General features: G+C 63.6%; 22 protein-coding genes. 8 read left to right on the top strand and 14 right to left on the bottom strand.

Going from position 1 to position 21,552, the window contains the following annotated elements; translation table 11 throughout:
- Positions 1-28 precede the first annotated feature (28 nt).
- The 3 genes from ACLM42_RS01970 to ACLM42_RS01960 are packed head-to-tail and all read right to left on the bottom strand — an operon-like array spanning position 29 to position 2,988.
- Positions 29-1,048, bottom strand: a complete 1,020-nt coding sequence (locus tag ACLM42_RS01970) for an ATP-binding cassette domain-containing protein (protein ID WP_415400110.1) — start codon at positions 1,046-1,048, stop codon at positions 29-31.
- 49 nt (positions 1,049-1,097) lie between these two features.
- Positions 1,098-2,114 (bottom strand): heme o synthase, encoded by a 1,017-nt coding sequence (locus ACLM42_RS01965; RefSeq protein ID WP_247911577.1) that lies wholly within the window; start codon positions 2,112-2,114, stop codon positions 1,098-1,100.
- A complete protein-coding gene (locus ACLM42_RS01960) occupies positions 2,107-2,988 on the bottom strand; it encodes a COX15/CtaA family protein (protein WP_247911578.1) in 882 nt (293 codons plus the stop codon). The genes ACLM42_RS01965 and ACLM42_RS01960 overlap by 8 nt, the downstream gene beginning before the upstream one ends.
- Before the next feature lie 206 nt (positions 2,989-3,194).
- Between ACLM42_RS01960 and ACLM42_RS01955 the strand changes: the two genes are divergently transcribed.
- From ACLM42_RS01955 to ACLM42_RS01940, 4 genes are all read left to right on the top strand, one after another.
- Positions 3,195-4,034, top strand: a complete 840-nt coding sequence (locus tag ACLM42_RS01955; RefSeq protein WP_247911580.1) for a cytochrome c oxidase subunit II — start codon at positions 3,195-3,197, stop codon at positions 4,032-4,034.
- Positions 4,031-5,707, top strand: coding sequence for a cytochrome c oxidase subunit I (ctaD, locus tag ACLM42_RS01950; protein WP_247911581.1), 1,677 nt, complete (start codon positions 4,031-4,033; stop codon positions 5,705-5,707). The genes ACLM42_RS01955 and ctaD overlap by 4 nt, the downstream gene beginning before the upstream one ends.
- A 5-nt stretch (positions 5,708-5,712) precedes the next feature.
- Entirely contained in the window at positions 5,713-6,324 is a 612-nt protein-coding gene (locus tag ACLM42_RS01945; RefSeq protein WP_247911583.1) for a heme-copper oxidase subunit III, read from the top strand.
- Positions 6,325-6,451: 127 nt separating this feature from the next.
- Positions 6,452-6,823 (top strand): AbrB family transcriptional regulator, encoded by a 372-nt coding sequence (locus ACLM42_RS01940; protein WP_247911584.1) that lies wholly within the window; start codon positions 6,452-6,454, stop codon positions 6,821-6,823.
- Between the two features lie 15 nt (positions 6,824-6,838).
- Here the strand turns inward: ACLM42_RS01940 and ACLM42_RS01935 are convergent, their stop codons facing one another.
- Both ACLM42_RS01935 and ACLM42_RS01930 read right to left on the bottom strand, forming a co-directional pair.
- Positions 6,839-7,423 (bottom strand): DUF308 domain-containing protein, encoded by a 585-nt coding sequence (locus ACLM42_RS01935; RefSeq protein WP_247911585.1) that lies wholly within the window; start codon positions 7,421-7,423, stop codon positions 6,839-6,841.
- Positions 7,424-7,478: 55 nt separating this feature from the next.
- Entirely contained in the window at positions 7,479-8,144 is a 666-nt protein-coding gene (locus ACLM42_RS01930) for a riboflavin synthase (protein ID WP_247911586.1), read from the bottom strand.
- A 55-nt stretch (positions 8,145-8,199) separates the two neighbouring features.
- On the opposite strand from ACLM42_RS01930, the gene ACLM42_RS01925 reads away from it, so the two are divergent.
- Both ACLM42_RS01925 and ACLM42_RS01920 read left to right on the top strand, forming a co-directional pair.
- The gene (locus tag ACLM42_RS01925; RefSeq protein ID WP_247911587.1) at positions 8,200-8,742 is read left to right on the top strand and encodes a bifunctional nuclease family protein; all 543 of its coding nucleotides are present in this window, start codon (positions 8,200-8,202) and stop codon (positions 8,740-8,742) included.
- A gap of 52 nt (positions 8,743-8,794) precedes the next feature.
- Entirely contained in the window at positions 8,795-9,865 is a 1,071-nt protein-coding gene (locus tag ACLM42_RS01920) for an aldo/keto reductase (protein WP_415399563.1), read from the top strand.
- On the opposite strand, the gene ACLM42_RS01915 is transcribed toward ACLM42_RS01920, so the two are convergent.
- Genes ACLM42_RS01915 through topA form a run of 5 tightly spaced genes read right to left on the bottom strand, consistent with a single transcriptional unit; the run spans position 9,862 to position 15,873 of the window.
- Positions 9,862-10,941, bottom strand: a complete 1,080-nt coding sequence (locus tag ACLM42_RS01915; RefSeq protein WP_415399562.1) for a hypothetical protein — start codon at positions 10,939-10,941, stop codon at positions 9,862-9,864. The two genes, ACLM42_RS01920 and ACLM42_RS01915, sit on opposite strands and share 4 nt — an antisense overlap.
- A 24-nt stretch (positions 10,942-10,965) precedes the next feature.
- Positions 10,966-12,084, bottom strand: a complete 1,119-nt coding sequence (gene cobT / locus ACLM42_RS01910; RefSeq protein ID WP_415399561.1) for a nicotinate mononucleotide-dependent phosphoribosyltransferase CobT — start codon at positions 12,082-12,084, stop codon at positions 10,966-10,968.
- Positions 12,081-12,719, bottom strand: a complete 639-nt coding sequence (locus tag ACLM42_RS01905; protein ID WP_247911593.1) for a DUF2232 domain-containing protein — start codon at positions 12,717-12,719, stop codon at positions 12,081-12,083. Before ACLM42_RS01905 ends, cobT begins: the two co-directional genes overlap by 4 nt.
- A 14-nt stretch (positions 12,720-12,733) precedes the next feature.
- A complete protein-coding gene (locus ACLM42_RS01900) occupies positions 12,734-13,156 on the bottom strand; it encodes a hypothetical protein (RefSeq protein WP_415399560.1) in 423 nt (140 codons plus the stop codon).
- Positions 13,156-15,873 carry a type I DNA topoisomerase gene (gene topA, locus ACLM42_RS01895; protein WP_415399559.1) on the bottom strand — a complete coding sequence of 906 codons (2,718 nt, stop codon included), beginning with the start codon at positions 15,871-15,873 and terminating at the stop codon, positions 13,156-13,158. The genes ACLM42_RS01900 and topA overlap by 1 nt, the downstream gene beginning before the upstream one ends.
- Positions 15,874-16,002: 129 nt before the next feature.
- Between topA and ACLM42_RS01890 the strand changes: the two genes are divergently transcribed.
- Together ACLM42_RS01890 and ACLM42_RS01885 are read left to right on the top strand one after the other, a co-directional pair.
- A complete protein-coding gene (locus tag ACLM42_RS01890; protein ID WP_247911959.1) occupies positions 16,003-17,574 on the top strand; it encodes an NAD(P)H-quinone oxidoreductase subunit N in 1,572 nt (523 codons plus the stop codon).
- On the top strand, positions 17,574-18,284 hold the full coding sequence (locus tag ACLM42_RS01885; protein WP_415399558.1) for an ABC transporter ATP-binding protein: 711 nt from the start codon (positions 17,574-17,576) through the stop codon (positions 18,282-18,284). The genes ACLM42_RS01890 and ACLM42_RS01885 overlap by 1 nt, the downstream gene beginning before the upstream one ends.
- Here ACLM42_RS01885 and ACLM42_RS01880 read toward each other — a convergent pair.
- From ACLM42_RS01880 to ACLM42_RS01865, 4 genes are read right to left on the bottom strand one after another with little or no spacing between them, the layout of a single operon-like run.
- The gene (locus tag ACLM42_RS01880; protein WP_247911961.1) at positions 18,281-19,240 is read right to left on the bottom strand and encodes a M23 family metallopeptidase; all 960 of its coding nucleotides are present in this window, start codon (positions 19,238-19,240) and stop codon (positions 18,281-18,283) included. The two genes, ACLM42_RS01885 and ACLM42_RS01880, sit on opposite strands and share 4 nt — an antisense overlap.
- A 38-nt stretch (positions 19,241-19,278) precedes the next feature.
- Positions 19,279-20,025 (bottom strand): biotin--[acetyl-CoA-carboxylase] ligase, encoded by a 747-nt coding sequence (locus ACLM42_RS01875; RefSeq protein ID WP_247911596.1) that lies wholly within the window; start codon positions 20,023-20,025, stop codon positions 19,279-19,281.
- Complete coding sequence (locus tag ACLM42_RS01870; RefSeq protein WP_415399557.1) at positions 20,007-21,215, bottom strand: aminotransferase class I/II-fold pyridoxal phosphate-dependent enzyme; 1,209 nt, start codon at positions 21,213-21,215, stop codon at positions 20,007-20,009. Before ACLM42_RS01870 ends, ACLM42_RS01875 begins: the two co-directional genes overlap by 19 nt.
- Positions 21,202-21,534, bottom strand: coding sequence for a thioredoxin family protein (locus tag ACLM42_RS01865; protein WP_415399556.1), 333 nt, complete (start codon positions 21,532-21,534; stop codon positions 21,202-21,204). The genes ACLM42_RS01870 and ACLM42_RS01865 overlap by 14 nt, the downstream gene beginning before the upstream one ends.
- Positions 21,535-21,552: the final 18 nt, after the last annotated feature.

Genomic DNA, 21,552 nt, shown 5'->3' with positions numbered 1-21,552 from the left:
CACGGGAAATCCCGAAACAAAGCAGAGGTCAACGCATCGACTGCTTGCGTTCCGCCTTGGGATCACGCACACCGGCCACGGCCAATTCAGCATCCATCAACGTGCGACCCGTTGCCTGCAGGTAGACGTCATCCAGGCTGGGGCGACTCTGGGCCAAGGCGAAGACCGGCAGTTCGGCCTCAGCCAGCTGACGCCGGAGTTGCTCCACCACTCCATCGTTTTCGACCACCAGGTTCAAAGAGAAGCCCTGGGCACGGTTGACCACCACCTGGCGCACTCCGGGGCAGGCCTGCAGCAGTTGTTGAACCCGAAGGGCCTCCGGTTCATCGCTGAACTCCCGAACCCGCAAGGTGACGCGATCGCCGCCGAGGGCCGCCTTGAGTTCCGAAGGAGGACCAGCGGCGATGACCCGGCCACCCTCGATGATCGCCAACTGATCGGCCAGGGCGTCGACCTCCTCGAGGTAGTGACTGCTCAGCAACACCGTGGTCCCCTGGTCCCGCAGTTGACGCAACACAGTCCAGATGGCGGCGCGACTCTCGATATCCAGGCCGACGGTCGGCTCATCGAGCACCAACACATCGGGGCGATGCAGGAGTCCAGAGGCCAAGTCCAGGCGGCGGCGCATCCCGCCGGAATAGGTGCCGCTACGGCGGTCGATCCATTCGGCCATCCCCAGCAGTTCAATCAGCTCAGCAATGCGCTGATCCCTCGTTGAGCGGGGCAGGTGATACAGATCCCCCTGCAGCTGGAGCAGCTCGCGGCCGCTCAAAATCTTGTCGAGGGCGACCTCTTGGGCCACATAACCCAAGCGCTCGCGAACGCCCCTGGGGTCAACTAGAGCATCGAGACCAGCCACCTGAACGCGGCCGCTGGACGGAGCCAGCAAGGTTGCGAGGATGCGCAGGGTGGTGGTTTTACCCGCCCCATTGGGGCCGAGCAACCCAAACAAGCTGCCTGCGGGGACCTTCAAGTTGAGACCGTTCAGAGCATCAACGGCCTTCTCGCCTTTGCCATAGCGCTTGGAGACGTTTTCCAGATCAATCACTGGATGAGTCACCGCCGCCGACCTCACTGAAGCATTAAGGAGATTGAATCTAGAAAGCGTTGCTCACCAGCGATGCGACCAGGGTGAAACCTGCATTGCCGGACCCACTCCAACCGAGCAGGGCAAAGCCCTGTTGCGAAAACTGTTCGCCAGCCGGCATCCGCGCCAGCAGAAGCAGCAGACAAACACCAAAGAGGTAGAAGATCGACCAGCGAAACAATCCCTTCGCCCGCTGAAGATCGTCGGGGTCCTGATGCAAGTTCCAGGTCATCTGAAGCAGCCGGGCATTGAACGGAAGCAGCAGTAGCCCATAGAGCAGACCACCTCCGGGCAAGGCCCAAACACCAAAGAGACTGAGCAACACAGTCGCCAGGGCGTACCAGCGAATCGCCTCAGCCGTGGCACCACTGCCCTTGACCACAGGGAGCATCGGAATCCCAACGGCGCGGTAGTCCTCCTTCAGCAGCAAGGCCAACGCCCAAAAATGGGCTGGCGTCCAAAACATCACCAGAGCAAACAACCACCAACTGCCCAAGCCCAGGTGTCCCGTTGCTGCGGCGGCACCCACAAGCGGGGGAATAGCACCAGCGACGCCGCCGATCACAATGTTCTGAGTGGTCCGTGGTTTCAGGAGCACCGTGTAGAGCAGCACGTAACTGCAGAGTCCCAGCAGCGACAAACTGGCGGCCAGGCAATTCACGCCCCCCACCAAGAGCGTCGCTGCCGTGAGGGTCAGGGTGACGGCGATGGCGAAAGCCGTCGTGATGGACAGGCGCCCAGAAGGGAGAGCGCGGCCACTGGTCCGCTGCATGCGGCCATCGAGCTCTTGCTCCCAAAGACAGTTCAGAACCCCCGCCGCGGCCGCCGCCAAAGCGCCGCCACCCAAGGTGCAGGCCATGCGCAAGGGAGGCAGGGGCCAACCCTCCGACATCGCCATCCCACCAAGAGTGGTCGCCAACAGCAAGGGAATCAACCGCGGCTTGGCGATCTCCAACCAGGGCGGCAACTTGAGCCGCTTCCTGGAGGGAACAATCTCCTCTCGGGTCAGGGTCAGTGAATTAGCCACGAAGGACCTCCGGCCAACTACGAACGGTCAAGGCCGCCAGGACGGCCACCAGCAGAGCGGCCCCGAGCTGGTGGGCAACCGTCACCGCCGGGACAGACAGGCTGAGGCGCAAACTCAGCACTCCCAGTGCGATCTGAAGCAGCACCAGCAAGGCTGCAGCCAAAGCCAAGGGGCGATCGCTGGGACGCTTCCACAGCAGGAGCCCCGAACCAAGGAGTACGAAGACACCCACCGGCCGAGCGCCAAGGCGGTGCAGGAAGAGCCAAGAGCACCCCTCACCAGCCGTCAAGCAACGGCCCGCCGCCCACTGACTGGCCATCAACCCGCCCAACAGGCACTGGACGAGCACCGCAAGCGCAAGGCCAGCGGCCAAACCAGCCCATACCAGGGAGCCTCCCGAAGCCCGAGCCAGCGAACCCGCCCTCAGCAATTCGCTCAAACCACTCAAGAGGGCCACCAGCACCAAGGCGGTCAGCAAGTGAGCCGTCACCACAGGGAACGGCAACAGCAAGGTCACCGTTAACGCCCCCAGTCCCGCTTGGACGGCCACAAGCAGCAGGCTCAAGCTGGCCCCCAGGGGAAAGCCTCTGGGCAAATCGCGTCGCCACCACCAACTCACCACGGTGAGCACGAGCAGGCCCACCCCGACAACGAAGGCATCGAGGCGATGGAACCACTCCAGGAAGACCTGGAGGTTCATTTGACGACCCGGCAAGAAGGAGCCGTAGCAGAGGGGCCAGTCGGGGCAAGCCAGGCCCGCCTCCATCACGCGCGTCGCTCCGCCGATGACCACCAGCGCAATCAGAGCCACCAGAAGGTGGGCGCAGAGTGTGGCGAGGCCGTCTCGTTTGCTGGGCTGTGTGGCGCCGAACATCTCAGGTGGAGAAGGGCGATTGGCGTCAAACTAATGACGTCTCACCGGCTTCGCTGACGACAGCAATCAGCAGTCCAAAAGCGACACCAACAGTGATCAACGGGTGAGCATTCCCTCACCGACCCGCGGCGGATTACTGCAAAGAACCACGAACGCCGCGCCAATGGCCAACCCTCCATAGGCTGAACGCGATCGATTCCAGGACTATGCGGATTCCAGCCGCAATCCTCACCCTGATCACCGGCATGGCCCTCGTTCTGATGGGTCTCTGGATCGGGCAGAACGTCAACCTGCTCCCGGTGGACGCCAGTGCAAACGCGCCGGTCTACGACGAGCTGTTCAAGGTGCTCTTCAGCATCGGAACAATCCTCTTTGTTGGGATTGCTGGACTCATCGTCTACAGCTTGGTGAAGTTCCGGCGAAAGCCCGGCGAAAGCGGTGATGGAGAGGCCGTGGAGGGGAACCTCCCTCTCGAAATCCTCTGGACCGCCATTCCTGCTGTGGTGGTCCTGTTTGTCGGCATTTACAGCTACGACATCTACGACCGCATGGGCGGCATGGCGCCGCTCAATGACCACAGCATGCACGCCATGGGCGGAGAGATGCAGGAGTCCCGCACCTGGGGTGGCATCAGTCCGGTCAGTCTCGAGAGTGACGGTGCATTGGCGCCACTACCGATCGATGTGACGGCGATGCAGTTCGCCTTCATCTTTCACTACCCCGGCGCCGAGATCACCAGCGGCGAGCTGCATGTCCCCATGGGACAGCCGGTGGCTCTGAACATGAAGGCCAACGACGTAATCCACGCCTTCTGGGTCCCCGAATTCCGGCTCAAGCAAGACATCATTCCGGGGCAGCCCACCCTCTTGAGCTTCACCGCCACTCGCCCTGGCCGCTATCCGATCGTCTGCGCCGAGCTTTGCGGCCCGTACCACGGCGGCATGCGCTCGACCGTGATCGTCGATGAGCCCGAGACCTTCGAAGCCTGGGTCAACCAAAACAGTCCGATTGCCAACGCAGCTCCACAAACACCGGTGCAGTCATGACAATCAGCCTGACCCCCGAGCACAGCACTCCTCTGCAACCCCAGGGCTGGCTCCGCTATCTGAGCTTCAGCACCGATCACAAGGTGATCGGACTGCAGTATCTGGTTTGTGGCTTCATCTTCTATCTCATCGGTGGAGCCCTCGCTGGAGCAATTCGAACGGAGTTGCTCACACCGATTTCTGACTTCCTGCCGCGAGAGACCTACAACGAAGTCCTGACCCTCCACGGGACGGTGATGATCTTTCTCTGGATCGTCCCAGTGGTCAATGGCGCCTTCGGCAACTACCTGATCCCCTTCTACGTGGGTGCCCGCGACATGGCCTTCCCCAGGCTCAATGCGGTGGCCTTTTGGCTGATCCCACCTGCGGGATTGCTCTTGATCAGCAGTTACTTCATCGCCAGTGCCCCCCAGTCGGGCTGGACCGCCTATCCACCCCTCAGCATCACGACCCCGGCAACCGGTCAGATCATCTGGATCTTGAGTGTGCTGTTGCTGGGCGGCAGCTCCATTTTTGGAGGCATCAACTTCATCGCCACGATCCTCAAATTGAGGCGTCCGGGACTGAAGCTGATGCAGCTGCCGATGTACTGCTGGGCCATGCTCGGCACCAGCATCTTGGTGGTTCTCTCAACACCAGTCCTCGCTGGAACACTGGTGTTGCTGAGCTTCGACATCATTGCTCACACCGGCTTTTTCAACCCAAGCCTGGGTGGTAATGCGGTGGTTTATCAGCACCTCTTTTGGTTCTATTCCCACCCGGCGGTTTACATAATGGTGCTGCCAGCCTTCGGCCTGGTAAGCGAAATCCTCCCCATCCACTGCCGCAAGCCCCTGTTCGGCTACACAACGATGGTGTACTCGATTTTGGGCATTGTCTTCCTGGGTCTGATCGTCTGGGCCCACCACATGTTCACCAGCGGCACGCCTCCTTGGATGCGACTGTTCTTCACCATCGCCACCTCGTTTATTGCCGTACCGACGGGCATCAAATTCTTTAACTGGCTGGCCACGATGTGGGGCGGCCGCATTGCCCTCAACAGCGCAATGCTGTTCTCCTGCGGCTTCATCATCAACTTTGTCTTTGGCGGGATTACGGGCGTCGCCCTCGCCCAGGTCCCCTTCGACATCCACGTGCACGACACCTACTTCGTCGTCGCCCACTTTCACTACATCGTCTACGGAGGAACGGTCTTTGTGATCTTTGCCTCGATCTATCACTGGTATCCCAAGGTGACCGGCCGGTTACTCAATGAGGACCTTGGACGACTGCACTTTCTTCTCACCTTCGTCGGCTTCAACCTTTGCTTCGCTCCGCAGCATTGGCTTGGACTGAATGGAATGCCTCGGCGTGTGGCCGAATACGACCCCCAGTTCGAGCTGATTAACCAACTCAGCAGCGTGGGGGCACTGCTGATGGCGATCAGCACCCTGCCCTTCCTGTTGAACGTCGTGATGAGTGCGTTCAACGGCGCCCCGGCTGGTGACAACCCCTGGAATGCCCTCACCCCCGAGTGGCTCACCAGTTCTCCCCCACCGGTAGAGAACTGGAAAGGGGAAGCCCCCTTGGTGCAGGAGCCCTATGGCTACGGCACCCCCGCCGGTGAACTCCAATTGGCCGCCACTTCGGGCTCTGAGCTCTGGAAGCTGGGCGACTCTGACCAGCGCTCCTGAACACCATGACAAGCCTGAGCCCCAGCGAGTCCCTGAGCGAACAACAGGGTGTCGAGCACCAAGAGCATCAAGAGCACCATGGCGATTTCCGAATGTTCGGCCTTGCGACCTTTCTGGTCGCCGATGGCATGACCTTCGCCGGGTTCTTTGCGGCCTACCTGACCTTCCGGGCCGTTAATCCGCTGCCATCCGGGGCCACCTACGAACTCGAGCTGGTGCTGCCCACCATCAACACCCTGCTGCTGCTGGTCAGCAGCTTCACCTTCCATCGCGCGGGCGCGGCGATGAAGCGCAACCAACGGGCCTTAGGCCAGCGCTGGTTGCTGATCAGTGCGGCCCTCGGCTTCGCTTTTCTGGCAGGGCAAATGAAGGAGTACTTCGAGCTCCCCTTTGGCCTCACCGACAACCTCTTTGCCAGCACCTTCTACGCGATCACCGGCTTCCACGGCCTGCACGTCACCTTGGGCGGTCTGATGATCCTGATCGTCTGGTGGCAATGCCGTGAGGGCGGTCGTGTCAGCTCAGAGAACCTCTTTCCCTTGGAGGCCGCTGAGCTTTATTGGCACTTTGTCGATGGCATCTGGGTGGTCCTCTACGGAATCCTTTATCTGCTGTAGAGGAGCTGTTTGATCACAGTTCTTGCAAGTTGCCCTTGCGAAGCATTGCTAGGGATCGGCACAATCGGGCCGCCAGCGCCTCACTGCACCGGTGTTCGTCGAAGAGAAGACAACAAAGCCAACCCAGATGCTGGAAGGCAAGGCGCTGCTTGATAAAGCTCGCTCCCTCAGCAATCGCCCAGAAGATCAGATCGCCAGGGCCTGCGGCTACGTCGGACCCAGCGGCCGTCTTCTGAAAAAAAGCTTCTACCGCGCCCTCGTCGAAGCCAAGGGCTACAAGCTTCCTAGCCAAAGCGGCGGCGGAAGCGGCACCAAAGGCCGACAAGCCGAATTCCGCACCAAGGTTCACGGCAATGGAAACCTGTTGATCGGGAACGCCTACACCAGGCGCATGGGCCTTGAACCCGGCCAAGAGTTCAAGATCGAAATCCACAAAGAAACGGGCTCCATTTGGCTCCTTCCCCTTGGGCAGGACGGGAGCGCAAACGAAACCCTTTGAAGCGCGACCAGGCGCTCAGCGCTCGTCGGGGGCGTGGAAGGCGGCGCTGAAGACCAGAAGGTCAATCCCGCTGAACAGGAAGCTGATCCCGACCAGGATGCCGAGCACGCTCAGCAAACCAAGGCCCTTCATCGAAACAATGATCAGGCCGAGGACGAAGGTGACGATGCCGTTGGCCAAACCCCAGCCCCAGCCAGCCATCTCGGTGTGGGAGAGAGAGACGATGCTGGCCACCACACCCTCCACCAAAAAGACGATGCCAATGGCGAAGGCCAAGGCCGCGACTTGAGCTGCAGCCGGCTCCACACCAGCACTGAACTGCTGGATGATCCAAGCGCCGGTCACCACGAACAAGGTGGAGACCACGAGCCGCCAGAAGCAGTGCCATTTGCTCAGCTGCCGGGAGCGATTGAGGCTGTTCACCCAGCCGATGAGTCCACCGACCAGAAAGGCCAGAGCCACCACCACCGTGACCCAGGCGGAGGCGATCATCGGGAAGATCAGGGCAAGAACACCCAGCACCAGCAGCAGGATGCCCTCGGCGACGGTGAAGCTGCGCAGGGCGCCTACCGCCAGATCGGAATTGTCGTCAGAAGCCATGAAGTGTTCAGCAGGAACACGAACCCCCGGAAGGTAGGCATGGCTTCTGGCGTTGTCAGCTCCAGCCGTGGTCTTTCAGCCAGGCATCACTAATGGGCGCCACCGAAGGAGTGCCCCCCGCTGAACCGGACTGCAACAAGCGTTCGGTGTACTTAGCGAGAAGATCCGCCTCCAGGTTCACAGCCGTCCCCCGCTGCAGATGCTGCAAGGTCGTGCTGCCCCAGGTGTGGGGAATCACCGCAATCCAAAACTCAGCCCCGTCCGCGCTGCAGCCCGCAACCGTCAGGCTGATGCCATCAACGGCGACGCTGGCCTTCTCGCAGATGTAGCGACCAAAGGCCGGATCCTCCCAACGCAGGGCCAGCTTCCAAGAGGCGCTTTGCTGCTCCACCGCCACCACATGGCCCAAGCCATCGACGTGGCCACTGACCAAATGACCCCCAAGGCGGTCCTGAAGACGCAAGGCCGGCTCCAGGTTGACCCAACCCCCTCGGTCGGCCTTCACCGCGAGGGTCGTGCGACCCAGTGTTTCCTCGCTGACGTCAGCACGGAACCCATGAGCAGAGTGCTCGGTCACCGTCAGACAGACCCCATCGACCGCAACGCTGTCCCCCAGGGCTAACTGGGCAGGATCGAGATCAGCACCCGGAGGAATCCGCAGCGTCACGCCGCCGCTGCTGCGCTGCAGTTGTCCGGTGGCCTGAACCAGCCCAGTGAACATGAGGTGGCCCGATCAACACTGGCCATAATCGGGCAGAAGGGAGAACGGGCAAGCCATGGTCGAAATGCGTGTGGCCGGCATTGCCCTTGACGCCGCCAGTCGAAGTCCGATCGTGCTGCTTCGTGATCCGTCGGGGCGCCGTCAGGTCCCGATCTGGATCGACCAGGCCCAAGCCCAAAACATCATGGCGGGGCTCAGCGATCAGACCCCGCCCCGACCCCTGAGCCATGACCTCATGGTGGAACTGCTGCAGGCCGGGGGCCTGGAACTCACCAAGGTGATCGTTCACACCATTGAGGACAGCACCTTTCGCGCCGTGCTCAAACTGCAGACGGCGGGCGAAGAAGAACTCGAGCTCGACGCCCGGCCCAGCGATGCCATTGCCCTGGCCGTCCGCACCGGCAGCGGAATCTGGATGCTGGAGGAAGTGGTGGCCGATGCCTCCATCCCCGTGGATGCGGAAGCCGATGCAGAAGATGCTGCCGATTTCCGTCGCTTCCTCGATGGCATCAGTCCGGCTGAACTGGTGAGGAATATCAGCCAAGCCCAGGCGGAAGCGGAGCGCTCCGCCGACCAAACGGAGGAAGACCCTGGCTGAACGCCGCCCTTTTGGCCGGGGACCGCTGGTCTCCCCGTTCTGCCTCGGCACGATGCGGGCCACCACGAGCCCGCAGCAGATGACGGAGGTGCTCGATGCAGCTCTTGCAGCGGGGATTAACCACATCGAGACCGCCCCGGCCTACGGCCCGGCGGAAGCCTTCCTCGGCGAGGCCCTGAGCGCACGCCGCCAACGGCAAGGGCCTGAAGAACTGGTGATCACCAGCAAACTGCTGCCAGAGATCGGCTTCGAGGATGGGAAGACGCAACTCCTCGGGATCCTCCAGCGCCTAGGCCTGACGCGGCTCGACAACCTGGCGGTTCACGGACTCAACCGCCCTGATCACCTGGATTGGGCCCTCAAGGGAGCTGGGGCCGAGCTACTGCAGTGGGCCCTGGGGGAGGGGCTCGTCACCCAGGTGGGGTTTTCCAGCCACGGTGAGCTGGGGATCATTGAAACAGCGCTGGCCTCAGGCCGCTTCAACTTTTGCAGTCTCCATCTGCACTGGTTTGATCAAACCCGACTCCCCCTCGCCCAGTCGGCCCTGCGGGAGGGAATCGGGGTCCTGGCCATCTCTCCAGCCGATAAAGGGGGCCGCCTCTATGCCCCCCCCGAGCAGCTCCGCGCCGATTGCGATCCCTTTGAGCCCCTGGAATTGGCCTATCGCTTCCTGCTCGATGCGGGCATCTCCAGCTTGACCCTGGGGGCCGCCCAAGCCAGCGACCTAGCCCTCGCCTACCGCCTTCGCTCTGAACAGGGAAGCTGGCTACAGGACAGCCATCGCCAGGTCCTGGAGCGGGCCTGGGAAGCCGGCCAAACCCGTCTGGCTGCAACCGCCTGTCAGCAATGCCGCGCGTGTCTTCCCTGCCCCAATGAGGTGCCGATCCCCGAGCTCCTGCGCCTCCGCAATTTGGACCTGGGCCACGGCATGAGCGCCTTCGCCCAAGAGCGCTACAACCTGATCGGACGCGCTGGGCATTGGTGGGAGAGCGTGAACGCCTCCGCCTGCGAAGCCTGCGGCGATTGCCTGCCCCGCTGTCCCTACGACCTCCCGATTCCGGAGCTGCTGGCAGAGACCCATCAACGGCTGGCTGCTGCACCGCGGCGCAGGCTCTGGGGTTAACGGCTCAGGGCCTGATCCCAAAGGGTTTGCCAACGGCTGCGCTCAACCGGGCTGAACATCGGCAGGCTGTTGCAGCGTTGCAAGACGGCGTCGCTCGGGAGCAACAACGGCCGCAGTCGTTCAGGCCAGCGCCGCAGCACAGGCTCCAGCTGTTGACGCGGAAGCGGCGGCACCCAACCGGCCGCCAGCAGGCGATCAAGCAGGGGCAGCGAGAGGCCATCCCGAATCCACTCCAAGGGCAGCGGCGGATCCACCAATGCACTGTCACGGGGGGCCAGACGCAGCAAGAGCTGCCACCAGAGTGGGGAGCCGGACTCCGGCAACAGTGCCGAGAGGCGTGGATCCTTCTTCAGCAGGGGAATCGCCCGATGACTGGGGACCACAGCCGCATCCGCCTCCCCGGCCAAGAGCAGATTGAGTCCGTCCCGCTCATCAAGGGCCAGGGCCTGATCCACCAGCTGAGAGACCTGATTAGGCAGCGCTGGATTGGTGAGGGATTGGGGATCGGCGCTGGACAGTCCCAATTGACGCAGGGCCAACTCGATCACCACCCGCGGGCTGGAGGGCAGCACCACCTTGCCCCGCAGGCTTGGATCCAACAGCAGTGACCAACCCCGTTGGCGCTGACGCCAGAGGTCGGGGCGGCTGCGCAGCACCAGCAGCCAGGTTCCAAAGGCCCAGGGAAAGGCCAAGGGCACATTGCCTTCAGCCGCGAACAAACGACTCGGGGCCTGGGCGATCGGGGCCAGCTGCTCCAGCAGGGCCGATGCCTCGAGGGGCTGGAGCCGGGCGCGATCGAGCTGTTGGGCCCAGCCATCAACCAAAGCCAGTAGCGCAGCCCCCGCCAAAGCCTCCTCCTGGAGGGCCGAGCTGTCCACCAAGCTCAGAACCTGCTCAGGACGATCCAAGCTTCGAGGCTGCCAGGGGGACGGCAGCTCCTGCAGCCAGGCCTTGGGCAAATCCCCTGTCACGTTCAACAGTTGCGGCTGGCCGGAACGGGCAGGCGCGCAGCCGCCAGCGGTTCCGAGGGCCACCACCGAACCCATCAGTTGCAGGACTTGGCGGCGGGAGGTCACAACCGAGGGCAAAGCGCTTTGAACCTAAGCCGGGTGCTGGAGTTGGTCACAGGCCTGCTCACAGGCTTGCTGCAGCGCCTGAAGCGAGCGGCCGCTGAGCTGCCAGAGGGCCGCTAAACCACCAGCGCCGACCCCCTCCTTGACATACCCCCGCTCGTAGTCGAGCAACTCCTGCCGGCGGCTGCCCGTAAAGCGCAGACCCGTCGCAAAGGCCAACGGCTCGACGGCAAAGCGCTGTGCCAGCTGGGCCATCAACCCCTCAAAATCGCTGGCCGCTTCATGGGCCACCCAGGCGGTGGTCACCACGGCCGCCTGGGTGGCCAGTTGCTGGCGCTCCAGCGGGGTGCATGCCGCCAACGCCAGGGCTAAGACCGCCGCCATCTGGCTACCGCCCGCCAAGAGAACTGGCGTCCCCGCCAAGGCCGCCCGCTTCAGCAAGGCAGCAGCCACCACCTGCATCGGGTCACCAACCGCCGCCAATACAGCCTTAGGGCTGGCCAATGGGCCGAGCTGGGCCGCCCCCAAACCCTGCTGCACCAGTTGCCGCTTGAGCTGGTGATCAGGTTGACGAACGCTGCCACTCACCAGGCCCGTGGAGGGCACCCCCAGGGCCTCCAGCACCGCCAGAGCCGTCGTCGTCCCCCCGGGGACACACTCGCTGAGCAGCACCGGCTGGCCGGAGCGTGCCAAGCCGCGGCCCCAGCGCTCTCCCCACAACCAGAGCGCCTGCACCCGATCGAGATCCATCGCCGCCCCAGTGCTGAGGCAGCGGGCGGGCGACTGGTTCAGCTGGAGATGGGGAATGGCCGGCGCAACCGGAGCGCCAAGATTCAGCACCAAAGGCTCCAGATCCAAGCCCTGGAGCACGGCCCAAGCAATCAACGCCGGTGTGACACCCGCCGGCAGGGGCGGCAAGGCATGGGGCCGCCGGGCGGCGGGGCCCTGCCAGAGCAACTCCGCATCCGCTGCCGCCGTGAAACGGCGGGAGTCCGGTGTCGCTCCCGCCGCCGAGATCCCAGGCACCGCAGCCGTGTCCGTGCCGGCCAACAGCAACAAGACCCGAGTCTGGGCCGCAGCCGTAGCTAGGAGCTCGCACCACCGCTCGGCGACGTCGCACGCTCCGCTCAGGCGCTCCAGAGTCAAAGGGGATCGAGGGCGAGCAGGGGGCGCAGCAGCGCAGGCGGCTCACTGATCGGGCTCTTCAGCCGGGGAAAGATCCAAAGGGCCACCGCATGCAAGGCCAGCACGTAGATCAGGTTTTGAAGCAGCACCAGGGCAAGGGCCATCAGCTGCACCTGAACCAGATCCGGACCACCACCGATGTGAACCAAGCCCAGCAGGCGATCGAGAACCTGGGAGGCCGCGGAGGTGATCAGCACCCACAGGTTCTCGCCCAACAGGATCGAAAGCACCGCCACCCGCACCAGGAAGCCGCCACTGCCGATCAACAGACCCACGCCCCAGCTCAGGTACCAACTCAGACGCCGGCTCCAACACCAACCGAGCCAAAGGGCTAGGAACCCATAGGGGAAGAGCACCAACGGGCCGCGAATCGGCCCCATCAAGGCCACCAGCAGCAGGGCCGCCACGGTGACGCCTTCCACCGCGCAGCGCCCGTTGTGGCGAAGCTGAAGCAGGGCCAGGGGCAGAGGTAAGGCCAAGCGAAACAGAGCGCCTCCGACCGGGAGGTAGTACAGGCCAACCCAGAGCAACGCCGTGGCGGCCGCCAGGTAGGCCGTATCGGTGAGCTGTCGGGCCTGACGGCGACTCAAAGACATGGGTAGAGGCCGGCCTAGCGCGGATCAGGCGCAGGGGTACGTGTTGGCGTTGTCCCGTCGGAAACGCGCTCAATGGTCTCCACTTCAAAGGCCAAACCAGCGGCGCGCAAGGCCTGGGTCAGCACCTCCGCAGGGGCGGAGGGGTCAGCGGCGGGCAACTTGATCGTGACCCGATAGGGGGCCGGAGGGGAGCTCCGGCGAGGAGCAGCTGGGGGCTGAGGAGGCTTCGGCGTGGGCTTTTGCACCACCGGCGGCTCATCCTTCTTGGCGGCCGGTGCAGGGGCAGCCGGTTGGCTGGTTGGCGCAGGGGATGGGGCCGGTGCAGCAGGGAGGGGGTCCGAGAAACTGCGGGAGAGCTGATCGCCCAGGGGCGTGCCCTGGCAACCGGAGAGGGCGGCTGCCAGGAGCACAAGCGAACCCCAGCGCAGATGCGCCATCAGCTATCTGCCGCCTTCACGATCCTCACAGCGCTGGCCCGCAGGCGACCTGTCTTGGTGGTGGCCGGAGCTTTCTTCGCGGCTGGCTTCTTGGCGGCTGGCTTCTTGGCAGTCGTGGACTTCGCCGCGGTCTTGCGGCCCTTGCCCTTGCCAGCCGCGGCCTTGGCCGCCAGCAATTCCACCGCCTGCTCCAGGGTGATGGTGTCGGCTGTCGTCCCCTCGGGAAGTGAGGCGTTCACCTTGCCCTGCTTGACGTACAGGCCATAGGGGCCATCAAAGAGCTGGATCGCCTCATCGGCTCCTTCGGGGGTGCCGATGTCCTTCAGCGCTGTGCGGCCACCACGGCCCCGCTTGGGCATCGCTAGCAATTCCAAGGCGCGGGAGAGGCCCACCATCAGGACATCGTCTTCGGCCTTCAAGGAGCGGTAGTCCTTTTCCCCTTTGCCCTTGTGGTGAACGACGTAGGGGCCAAAGCGGCCCAAGCCGGCCTCCACCTTGCCGCCATCGGGGTGTTCCCCCAGGTGCCTGGGGAGACGCAACAAGCCGAGGGCGTCCTCAAGGGTGAGATCCTCGGGTTTGGTGCCCTTGGGCAGGGAGGCGCGCTTGGGCTTGGGGTTCTCGTCGCTGACCTGGCCGCGTTGCACGTAGGGCCCGTACTGACCAAACAGCAGATAGACCAAATCGCCGGTCTCGGGATCTTCACCCAGCGATTCGGGACCATCCGCTTTCTGCTTGAGAATGAGCTCCGCTTTTTCAGAGTCGAGATCCGCAGGGGTGATCTCATTGGGGAGGGTGGCCTTCAGCAGCTCTTCGCTGCCGTCATCAGTCACACGTTTGGTCTCCAGGTAGGCACCAAAGCGGCCGATCCGCACCACACAGGGCAGACCTTCAAGAGCAATCGTTCGCGAGGCGGTGGGATCGATGTCCCCTTCGCGTTGCTGAACCTGGGTCTCGAGACCCTGGTCACCCTTGTAAAAACTTTCGAGGTAGGGCAACCACTGCACCTTGCCGGTCGAGATGTCGTCGAGGGTGCCCTCCATCCGCGCGGTGAAGCTCGTATCCACCAGATCGGGGAAGTGCTCCTCCAGCAGGGCTGTGACTGCAAACGCCGTGAAGCTGGGGGTCAGCGAGTTGTTCTGCAGCGTCGCGTAACCGCGGTCAACAATCGTGCCGATGATCGATGCATAGGTGGAAGGGCGACCGATGCCCTCCTTCTCGAGCATCTTCACCAGGGCCGCTTCGCTGTAGCGAGCGGGGGGCTGGGTTTGGTGGCCCAATGCTTCCACCGCTTTACAGCTGGGGCTGTCGCCGGTTTTCAGGCTCGGCAGCAGCACTTCCTGACCTTCCAAAGCGGCATCGGGGTCATCGCTTCCCTCGACGTAGGCACGGAAGAAACCAGGAAAATCAATGCGCTTGCCATTGGCCCGGAAGTTGGCAGGCCCCAGGTTTCCGCCGTCGACCTCGAGCTCAACGCTGAGCATGGTTAGACGGGCCTCCGCCATCTGGGAGGCAACGGTGCGTTTCCAGATCAACTCATAGAGGGCCAGATCACGGCCATCCAGGCCGGTGGCCGAGGGGTCGCGGAAGCTTTCACCGGCGGGCCGGATCGCCTCGTGGGCCTCCTGGGCGTTGCGGGCCTTGGTGGAGAACTGACGGGGTGAACCGCTGAGGTAGTCCTTGCCGTACTTGTCAGCGACGCAATTGCGGGCCGCATTGATGGCCTGGTCACTGAGATGCACCGAGTCGGTGCGCATGTAGGTGATGAATCCGCGTTCGTACAGCCCCTGGGCCGTGCGCATGGTCTCGCGGGCCGAGAGACGCAGCTTGCGGTTGGCCTCCTGCTGCAGGGTGCTGGTGGTGAAGGGCGCCACCGGCTTGCGGGTGGTGGGCTTTTCCTCCACGGACGACACCCGCCAAGGGGCCGCCAAGACCGCTTCACGCAGGCTGCGGGCGTCGGCTTCGCTCAGCAAACGAACCTTGCTACCGGCCTTCAGCCCACCGGTGTTTTCGTCGAAATCCGACCCACCGGCAATGCGCTCGCCCTTGAGATGGGTGAGCTTGGCATCAAAACTGCTGCTGCCCTTGGCCAGCTCAGCCTTGAGATCCCAGTAGCTGCCGCTCTTGAAGGCTCGGCGAGCCCGCTCGCGTTGCACCAGCAACCGTACGGCCACGGACTGAACCCGGCCTGCACTGAGGCCCCAGGCAACCTTTTTCCAGAGCAGAGGAGAGAGCGTGTAGCCCACCAGGCGATCCAGGATCCGCCGTGTTTCCTGGGCATGGACGAGCTCCATGTCGAGCTCACGGGTCTGGTCGAGGGCACGGCCGATGGCCTCTTTGGTGATCTCGTGGAACACCATCCGCTTGACCGGAACCTTCGGGTTCAGCAGCTGCAGCAGGTGCCAGCTGATGGATTCCCCTTCCCGGTCTTCGTCCGTGGCCAGGAGGAGTTGATCGGCGCCTTTGAGGGCGTCCTTGAGTTCCTTCACCACCTTCTTCTTGTCCTTCGGCACCACGTAGAGCGGCTCGAAGTCGTTGGTGGTGTTCACGCCGAGATTGGCCCACTTCTCACCCTTGTGAGCCGCGGGGATCTCGCTGGCGTTGTTGGGCAAGTCACGCACGTGCCCCATTGAGGCTTCAACTTTGAAGTCCTTCGGCAAGAACCCGCGGATGGTGCGGGCCTTGGTGGGGCTTTCAACGATGACGAGGGTGTGCGCCACAGGCAGGCGGTGAACCGCTTCCCTCTTTATCGCATCGGCGGTCAACCCCGTCGAGAAACGCCGAAGGATGACGCCAGCGCAGCTACAGTCCAGCCCAACGGGCGTGTTCCAACAGCTGTGCTCTCTCTTCTGGCTGCCGCCGACACCGTTGCAACTGCGGCTGCACCAGCGGTGAGTGGCATTACATCGCTACAACTCAATGCAGGTGCCATCGCGCCGGAAGGTGCTGTCCTGCTGGCGATGGTGGCCTGCCTGCTCGTGGATCTGGCCGGCGAGAAAGCTGCTGCACGCTGGGTTCCCCTGTTCTCTTACATCGGTCTGGGCGGAGCCCTGGGCCTGCTCGCCCTGCAATGGGATGCGGCGCCACTGGAGCCCTCATTCCTGGGCGCCTTCCTCGCCGACAACTTGGCCATCGCCTTCCGGGCCGTGGTCGCCGCCTCAACGCTGGTCTCCCTTCTGATCAGCTGGCGCTATGTCGAGCGGGCCGGAACACCGGTGGGTGAATACGCCTCGATCCTCTTGGCTGCCACGCTCGGGGCCATGCTGCTCTGCGGCGCCACCGATCTGGTCAGCATTTTCGTCTCCCTCGAGACCCTCTCGGTCGCGAGCTACCTGCTGTCGGGCTACATGAAGCGCGATGCCCGCAGCTCTGAAGCAGCACTGAAATACCTGCTGGTCGGCTCAGCAGCAGCAGCCGTCTTTCTCTACGGCGCCTCCCTCCTCTACGGCCTGACAGGCGGCAGCACCAGCTTGGAGGCCGTGGGGCTGGCCCTACAAACCAGTGCCTCACCAGTCGCCGCCCTGGCGTTGGTGTTCGTCTTGGCAACGGTCGCCTTCAAGATCGCCGCGGTGCCTTTCCACCAGTGGACCCCTGACGTCTACGAAGGATCTCCGACCCCGGTGGTGGCGTTCCTCTCAGTGGGTTCTAAGGCCGCTGGCTTTGCTCTTGCTTTGCGGATCCTGGTGGGCTGCTTCGAGCCGTTCGAAGCCCAATGGAAATTGCTGTTCACGGTCCTAGCCATCTTGAGCATGGTCCTAGGCAACGTCGTTGCGCTGGCCCAGACATCCATGAAACGGATGCTGGCCTACAGCTCGATTGGTCAGGCCGGTTTCGTGATGATCGGCTTGGTCTGCGGCACGGAAGACGGCTACGCCGCCATGGTCCTCTACATGGCCGCCTACCTCTTCATGAACCTGGGCGCCTTCGCCTGCATCATTCTGTTCTCCCTTCGCACTGGCAGTGATCGCATCAGCGACTACGCCGGCCTGTACCAGAAGGACCCCCTGATCACCCTCGGCCTAAGCCTCTGCCTGCTGTCCTTGGGCGGCATTCCCCCGATGCTGGGCTTCTTCGGCAAGATCTACCTCTTCTTTGCCGGCTGGGCCGACCAGCAATATCTCCTGGTGGTGGTGGGTCTGCTGACCTCTGTGGTCTCGATCTATTACTACATCTCTGTGATCAAGATGATGGTGGTCAAGGAGCCCCATGAGGCTTCTGAAGTGGTCAAGGCCTACCCCGACTTGAACTGGAGCCTGGCTGGACTGCAACCGCTGCGCGCCGCGCTGGTCTCCTGTGTGGTGGTGACCGCCGTTGGCGGCATCCTCTCCAACCCCCTCTTCAACTGGGCCAGTGGAGCCGTCTCTGGCACACCCATGCTCCAGAAAGCCCTGGCCTCGGCCGCGGGCCTCCCGGTTGGCTGATGACAAGCGGCACCGGGCCGGTCATTGCCGAACTCGAGCACATCCGCAAGACCTACGGCAGCGGAGACACAACGGTCGTCGCTCTCGATGATCTGACCATGAGCGTGCGCCGCGGGGAGTACGTCGCCGTGATGGGCACCTCCGGTTCAGGCAAGAGCACAGCGATGAACATCCTCGGCTGCCTCGATCGACCCACGAGCGGCAGCTATCTCCTCAACGGCACCGCCGTCGAGGAGCTCACAGACGATCAACTGGCGGATCTTCGAAACCGCGAGCTGGGATTTGTCTTCCAGCAGTTTCATCTTCTCCAGGAGCTCACGGCCCTCGAGAACGTGATGTTGCCCATGGTCTACGCGGGAGTTCCGGCCGAGGAGCGCGAGGAACGCGGCATCCATGCCCTCGAGCGCATCGGCCTTGGTGAGCGGCTTTACAACAAGCCCAACCAACTCTCGGGCGGCCAGCAGCAGCGTGTCGCTCTGGCTCGCGCGATCATTAACCAACCCAATCTTCTGCTGGCGGACGAACCCACTGGAGCGCTCGATTCCCGCACCACTGCCGAGGTTTTGGACCTCTTTGACGAGCTGCACCGGCAGCAGGGAATAACGATCCTGCTGGTCACCCACGAACACGACGTGGCAGCACGGGCCCAACGGGTGGTCCATTTCCACGACGGTCGCCTGGTGAGCTCAGGCGCTGGCTCCCAGGTTTAACCGCTAGGACGCTCCAGGCTGCTGATCAGCTGCCCCATCAGCAGGGCGACCGCATCGCTCCCGCGCAGGGCAGATCCAGCATCGAACTCCCCGGGATCCACGGCCACCCAGCCACCAGAAACCGGCTGACGCAGCTCGAAATGCAGGTGAGGGCCGGTGCTCAAGCCCGTGCTGCCCACCCGGCCCAACACCTCCCCTTGGAGCACACGATCACCGGCGCGGACATAGAGCTCCGAGAGATGGCCATAGAGGCTGCGCCGCCGCGGCCGTTGGTGCTCCACCTCCACCGCCAAGCCGTAGCCGCCAGCCAAACCACTGCTCACCACCCGACCGGCCAAGGCCGCGACCACCGGGGTGCCCTCTGGGGCCGCCAGGTCATCTCCGGCATGGAGACGCCAGCCCCCCAGCAGAGGATGCAGACGCCAGCCAAAACCACTGGATTTGAAGGCAGAGCCAAGGATCGGCAACAGCAAACGCCGGTTGCCATTGCCCGCAACCGGTGCCGGCCGCGGAGTGACCCGAAACACCTTCGCCATGTCAAAGCGTCCGCCCAATAGGGCCGACACCGGGACCGACAAGGGAGGACGGCGCGATCCCTCCTGCCGCAACCCCCAACGCAGGGCTATGCCACCACGGCATTCACGGGCGGAGAGTGCCCCACTCCGGCAGCCCTTTTGGAAGGCCCCCACATCCAGCGGCTGCAGATCCATGCCTCCCCGCCGAAGGGCTCGGCGCTCTGAGGGGGTAACAATGCCCTGACGCACCAAGGCATCGAGGGACTGATCAAAGCGCTTGGGGGGAGGGACAGCCTGAAGCTGTTGAAGCGATGGACGCAGGGCGGGCTCTGGAGCCGGTATGGGCGGCGGAGCCAACGGTCCACCGGGCTCAGACGCCACAGGTCCAGCCAGCAGCAAGGGCGTCAGCAGCAGCCAACGGAGCCGTGGGATGAGGATCACAGCCACCGGGGCACGAATGAAGCCAAGACTAGGAAGCCCTAAAAACGCCGCCGCAGGACCATCGCGCCTGAGGCGTTTTGGAGTTGCAGGCCACCATCACGGCTGAGTCCTCTGACAGTCCATTGCTGGCCATCGTGCTCAAACCCTCCGGAATTCCACAACCGCTGCTCAGCCTGACGCCGCACCAGTTCCGGCTGGTCGGCCGCTGCTACGGCCCATTCCAGGGCCTGAAGGACGCGGGCTCCCAACTCCGCGGGCCGCTGCTGCCCCAGCAGCTGATGCAGGCTGACCGCTCCAGCAGGGACAGCATTGGAGCCGTTTAATCCCAAGCCCACCCGGGCATAGCGAAGGCGGCCAGCGCGCCAGGCCAGCCGCGGCAGGAAACCACAGAGCTTGAGGCCCGACACCAGCAAATCATTGGGCCACTTGATGGCGGGTGCCAGTCCCAGGTCCTCCAACTCAAGCGCCAAACCCACGGCAACCGCCAAGGCCAGGGAGGCCGCCGCCTCCGGATCCGAGTGCCAAGGCAAGGCGGCACTGAGCCAGATCCCACCGGCTGGAGACGACCACGGGCGTCCCTGTTGCCCATGACCGAAGCCCTGGCGGCGGGCCAGGACCACGCGTGCTGCTGACCCCATCGGATCGTGCTTGATCCAACGGTCCAGCTCAATCTCGGTGCTGGCGCAGATTCGTCGCACCTGAATCCTCCACGGCAGGGGGTAGTCCCCGGGAGAGTGACGCAACTGCCGCGCCAGAACTCCGGCGCTTAAAGGCTTTGTAGCCATGCCCCCATGCGCTGGGCGCCAGCCTCCAGGGCCGCCATGTCATGCACCAAGGCCAGGCGTGCAAACCCCTCTCCCCCCTCGCCAAAGCCATTACCAGGGGTTAGGCAGACCCCCGTTGCGTCCAGCAACTGCCCGCAGAACTGCTCGGAGTTCCAACCGCGCAGACGAGCCTGCTCGGGCAAGGCAAGCCAGAGATAGAGCGCCATCGACGGACAGCGAACGGGCCAACCCGCCCCCGCCAAGGCCGCCATCATCCGGTCCCTGCGCTCCCGGTAGATCGGTTTCAGCCGCTCGGGCCAATCTGGCGCCTGCGCAAGGGCCGCGATTCCCCCAGCCTGAAGGGCCAAGGACTGGTTGAAATCCACCACACCCTTGAGTTGGCGGAGCGCTTGGATCAGCGGAGCGGCGCCGATCGCGAAGGCCATCCGGAACCCACCAAGACACCAGCCCTTGGAGAACGAGAAGAACTCAATGCCGCACTGGCGCCAATGGGGTGAACGGAGCAGGGACGGTGCCTCCCCCTCGAGGGCTAGATCGACATAGGGGTTGTCGTGGGCGAAGACCAGACCATGGCGGACAGCCCTCGAGGCCGCCTCATCGACCCAGGCCTGCTCGCCGGTGGTCGCCGTTGGGTTGTGGGGGAACCCCAGGACCATCAACTTGAGCGCATCCCACTCGGAATCACTCAGTTGATCAAAGTTGGGAGCAAAGCCCCGCTCCTTCTCGAGCCGCAGGAAACGCGGCTGGGCAGAAGCCAAGCGCAGCCCCCCCAGGTGGGAGGGATAAAAGGGATCGAGCAGCAGGGCGGAATCCCCGGGGTTGAGCACCGCCAGCGGCAGGTGGGCTGTTCCCTCCTGGGAACCCACCAGAAACAGGACCTCAGTGGCTGGATCCACAGCCACACCAAAGCGACGCTGGGCCCAGGCGGCGACCGCCTCGCGCAAGGGGGCGGTCGCGCCGTGAAGGCAATAGGAAGAACTATCTGGCTCCCCTAAACGTTGACGGATCGCCTCAATCGCCACCGGGGGGGGTTGAAGATCCGTCGACCCCAACGACAAATCAAGTAGGGGGGCCAGCCCGGCCTCGGACCGGGCCCGATAGGCCACCTTGCGTTGGTCGTTGCGGGCAAAAACGCCGCTACCTAGGCCACGAACCCGTTCAGAAATCGTGAACGGATCAGAGCTGGGCATCCAAGAAACCCTGGAGCTGGGACTTGGCCATGGCACCCTCGTGGCGGGCAATTTCTTGGCCGTCCTTAAAGAGCACCAGGGCGGGCAGTCCCTGGACCTGCATCCGGTCGCGGCTGGAGGGATTGGGATCCGCTTCCAACTTGCCCACGGTCAGACGACCGGCGTACTCCTCAGCCGCCCAATCCATCAGCGGGGCCATCAGGCGGCAGGGGCCGCACCAGGTGGCCCAAACATCGACCAGCACCGGGGTCGAGCACTCCAGCACCTCGGCCTGGAAGTTGGCATCGGTGAGCTGAAGAACGGACACGGCGGCAGACATGGGTGAGGCGATTGTATG

The organism is Synechococcus sp. W4D4 (assembly GCF_047716805.1).
Lineage (GTDB): Bacteria > Cyanobacteriota > Cyanobacteriia > PCC-6307 > Cyanobiaceae > Vulcanococcus.
Note: the sequence above shows the minus strand (reverse complement) of the source record. Positions and strands in the feature narration are given on the sequence as shown.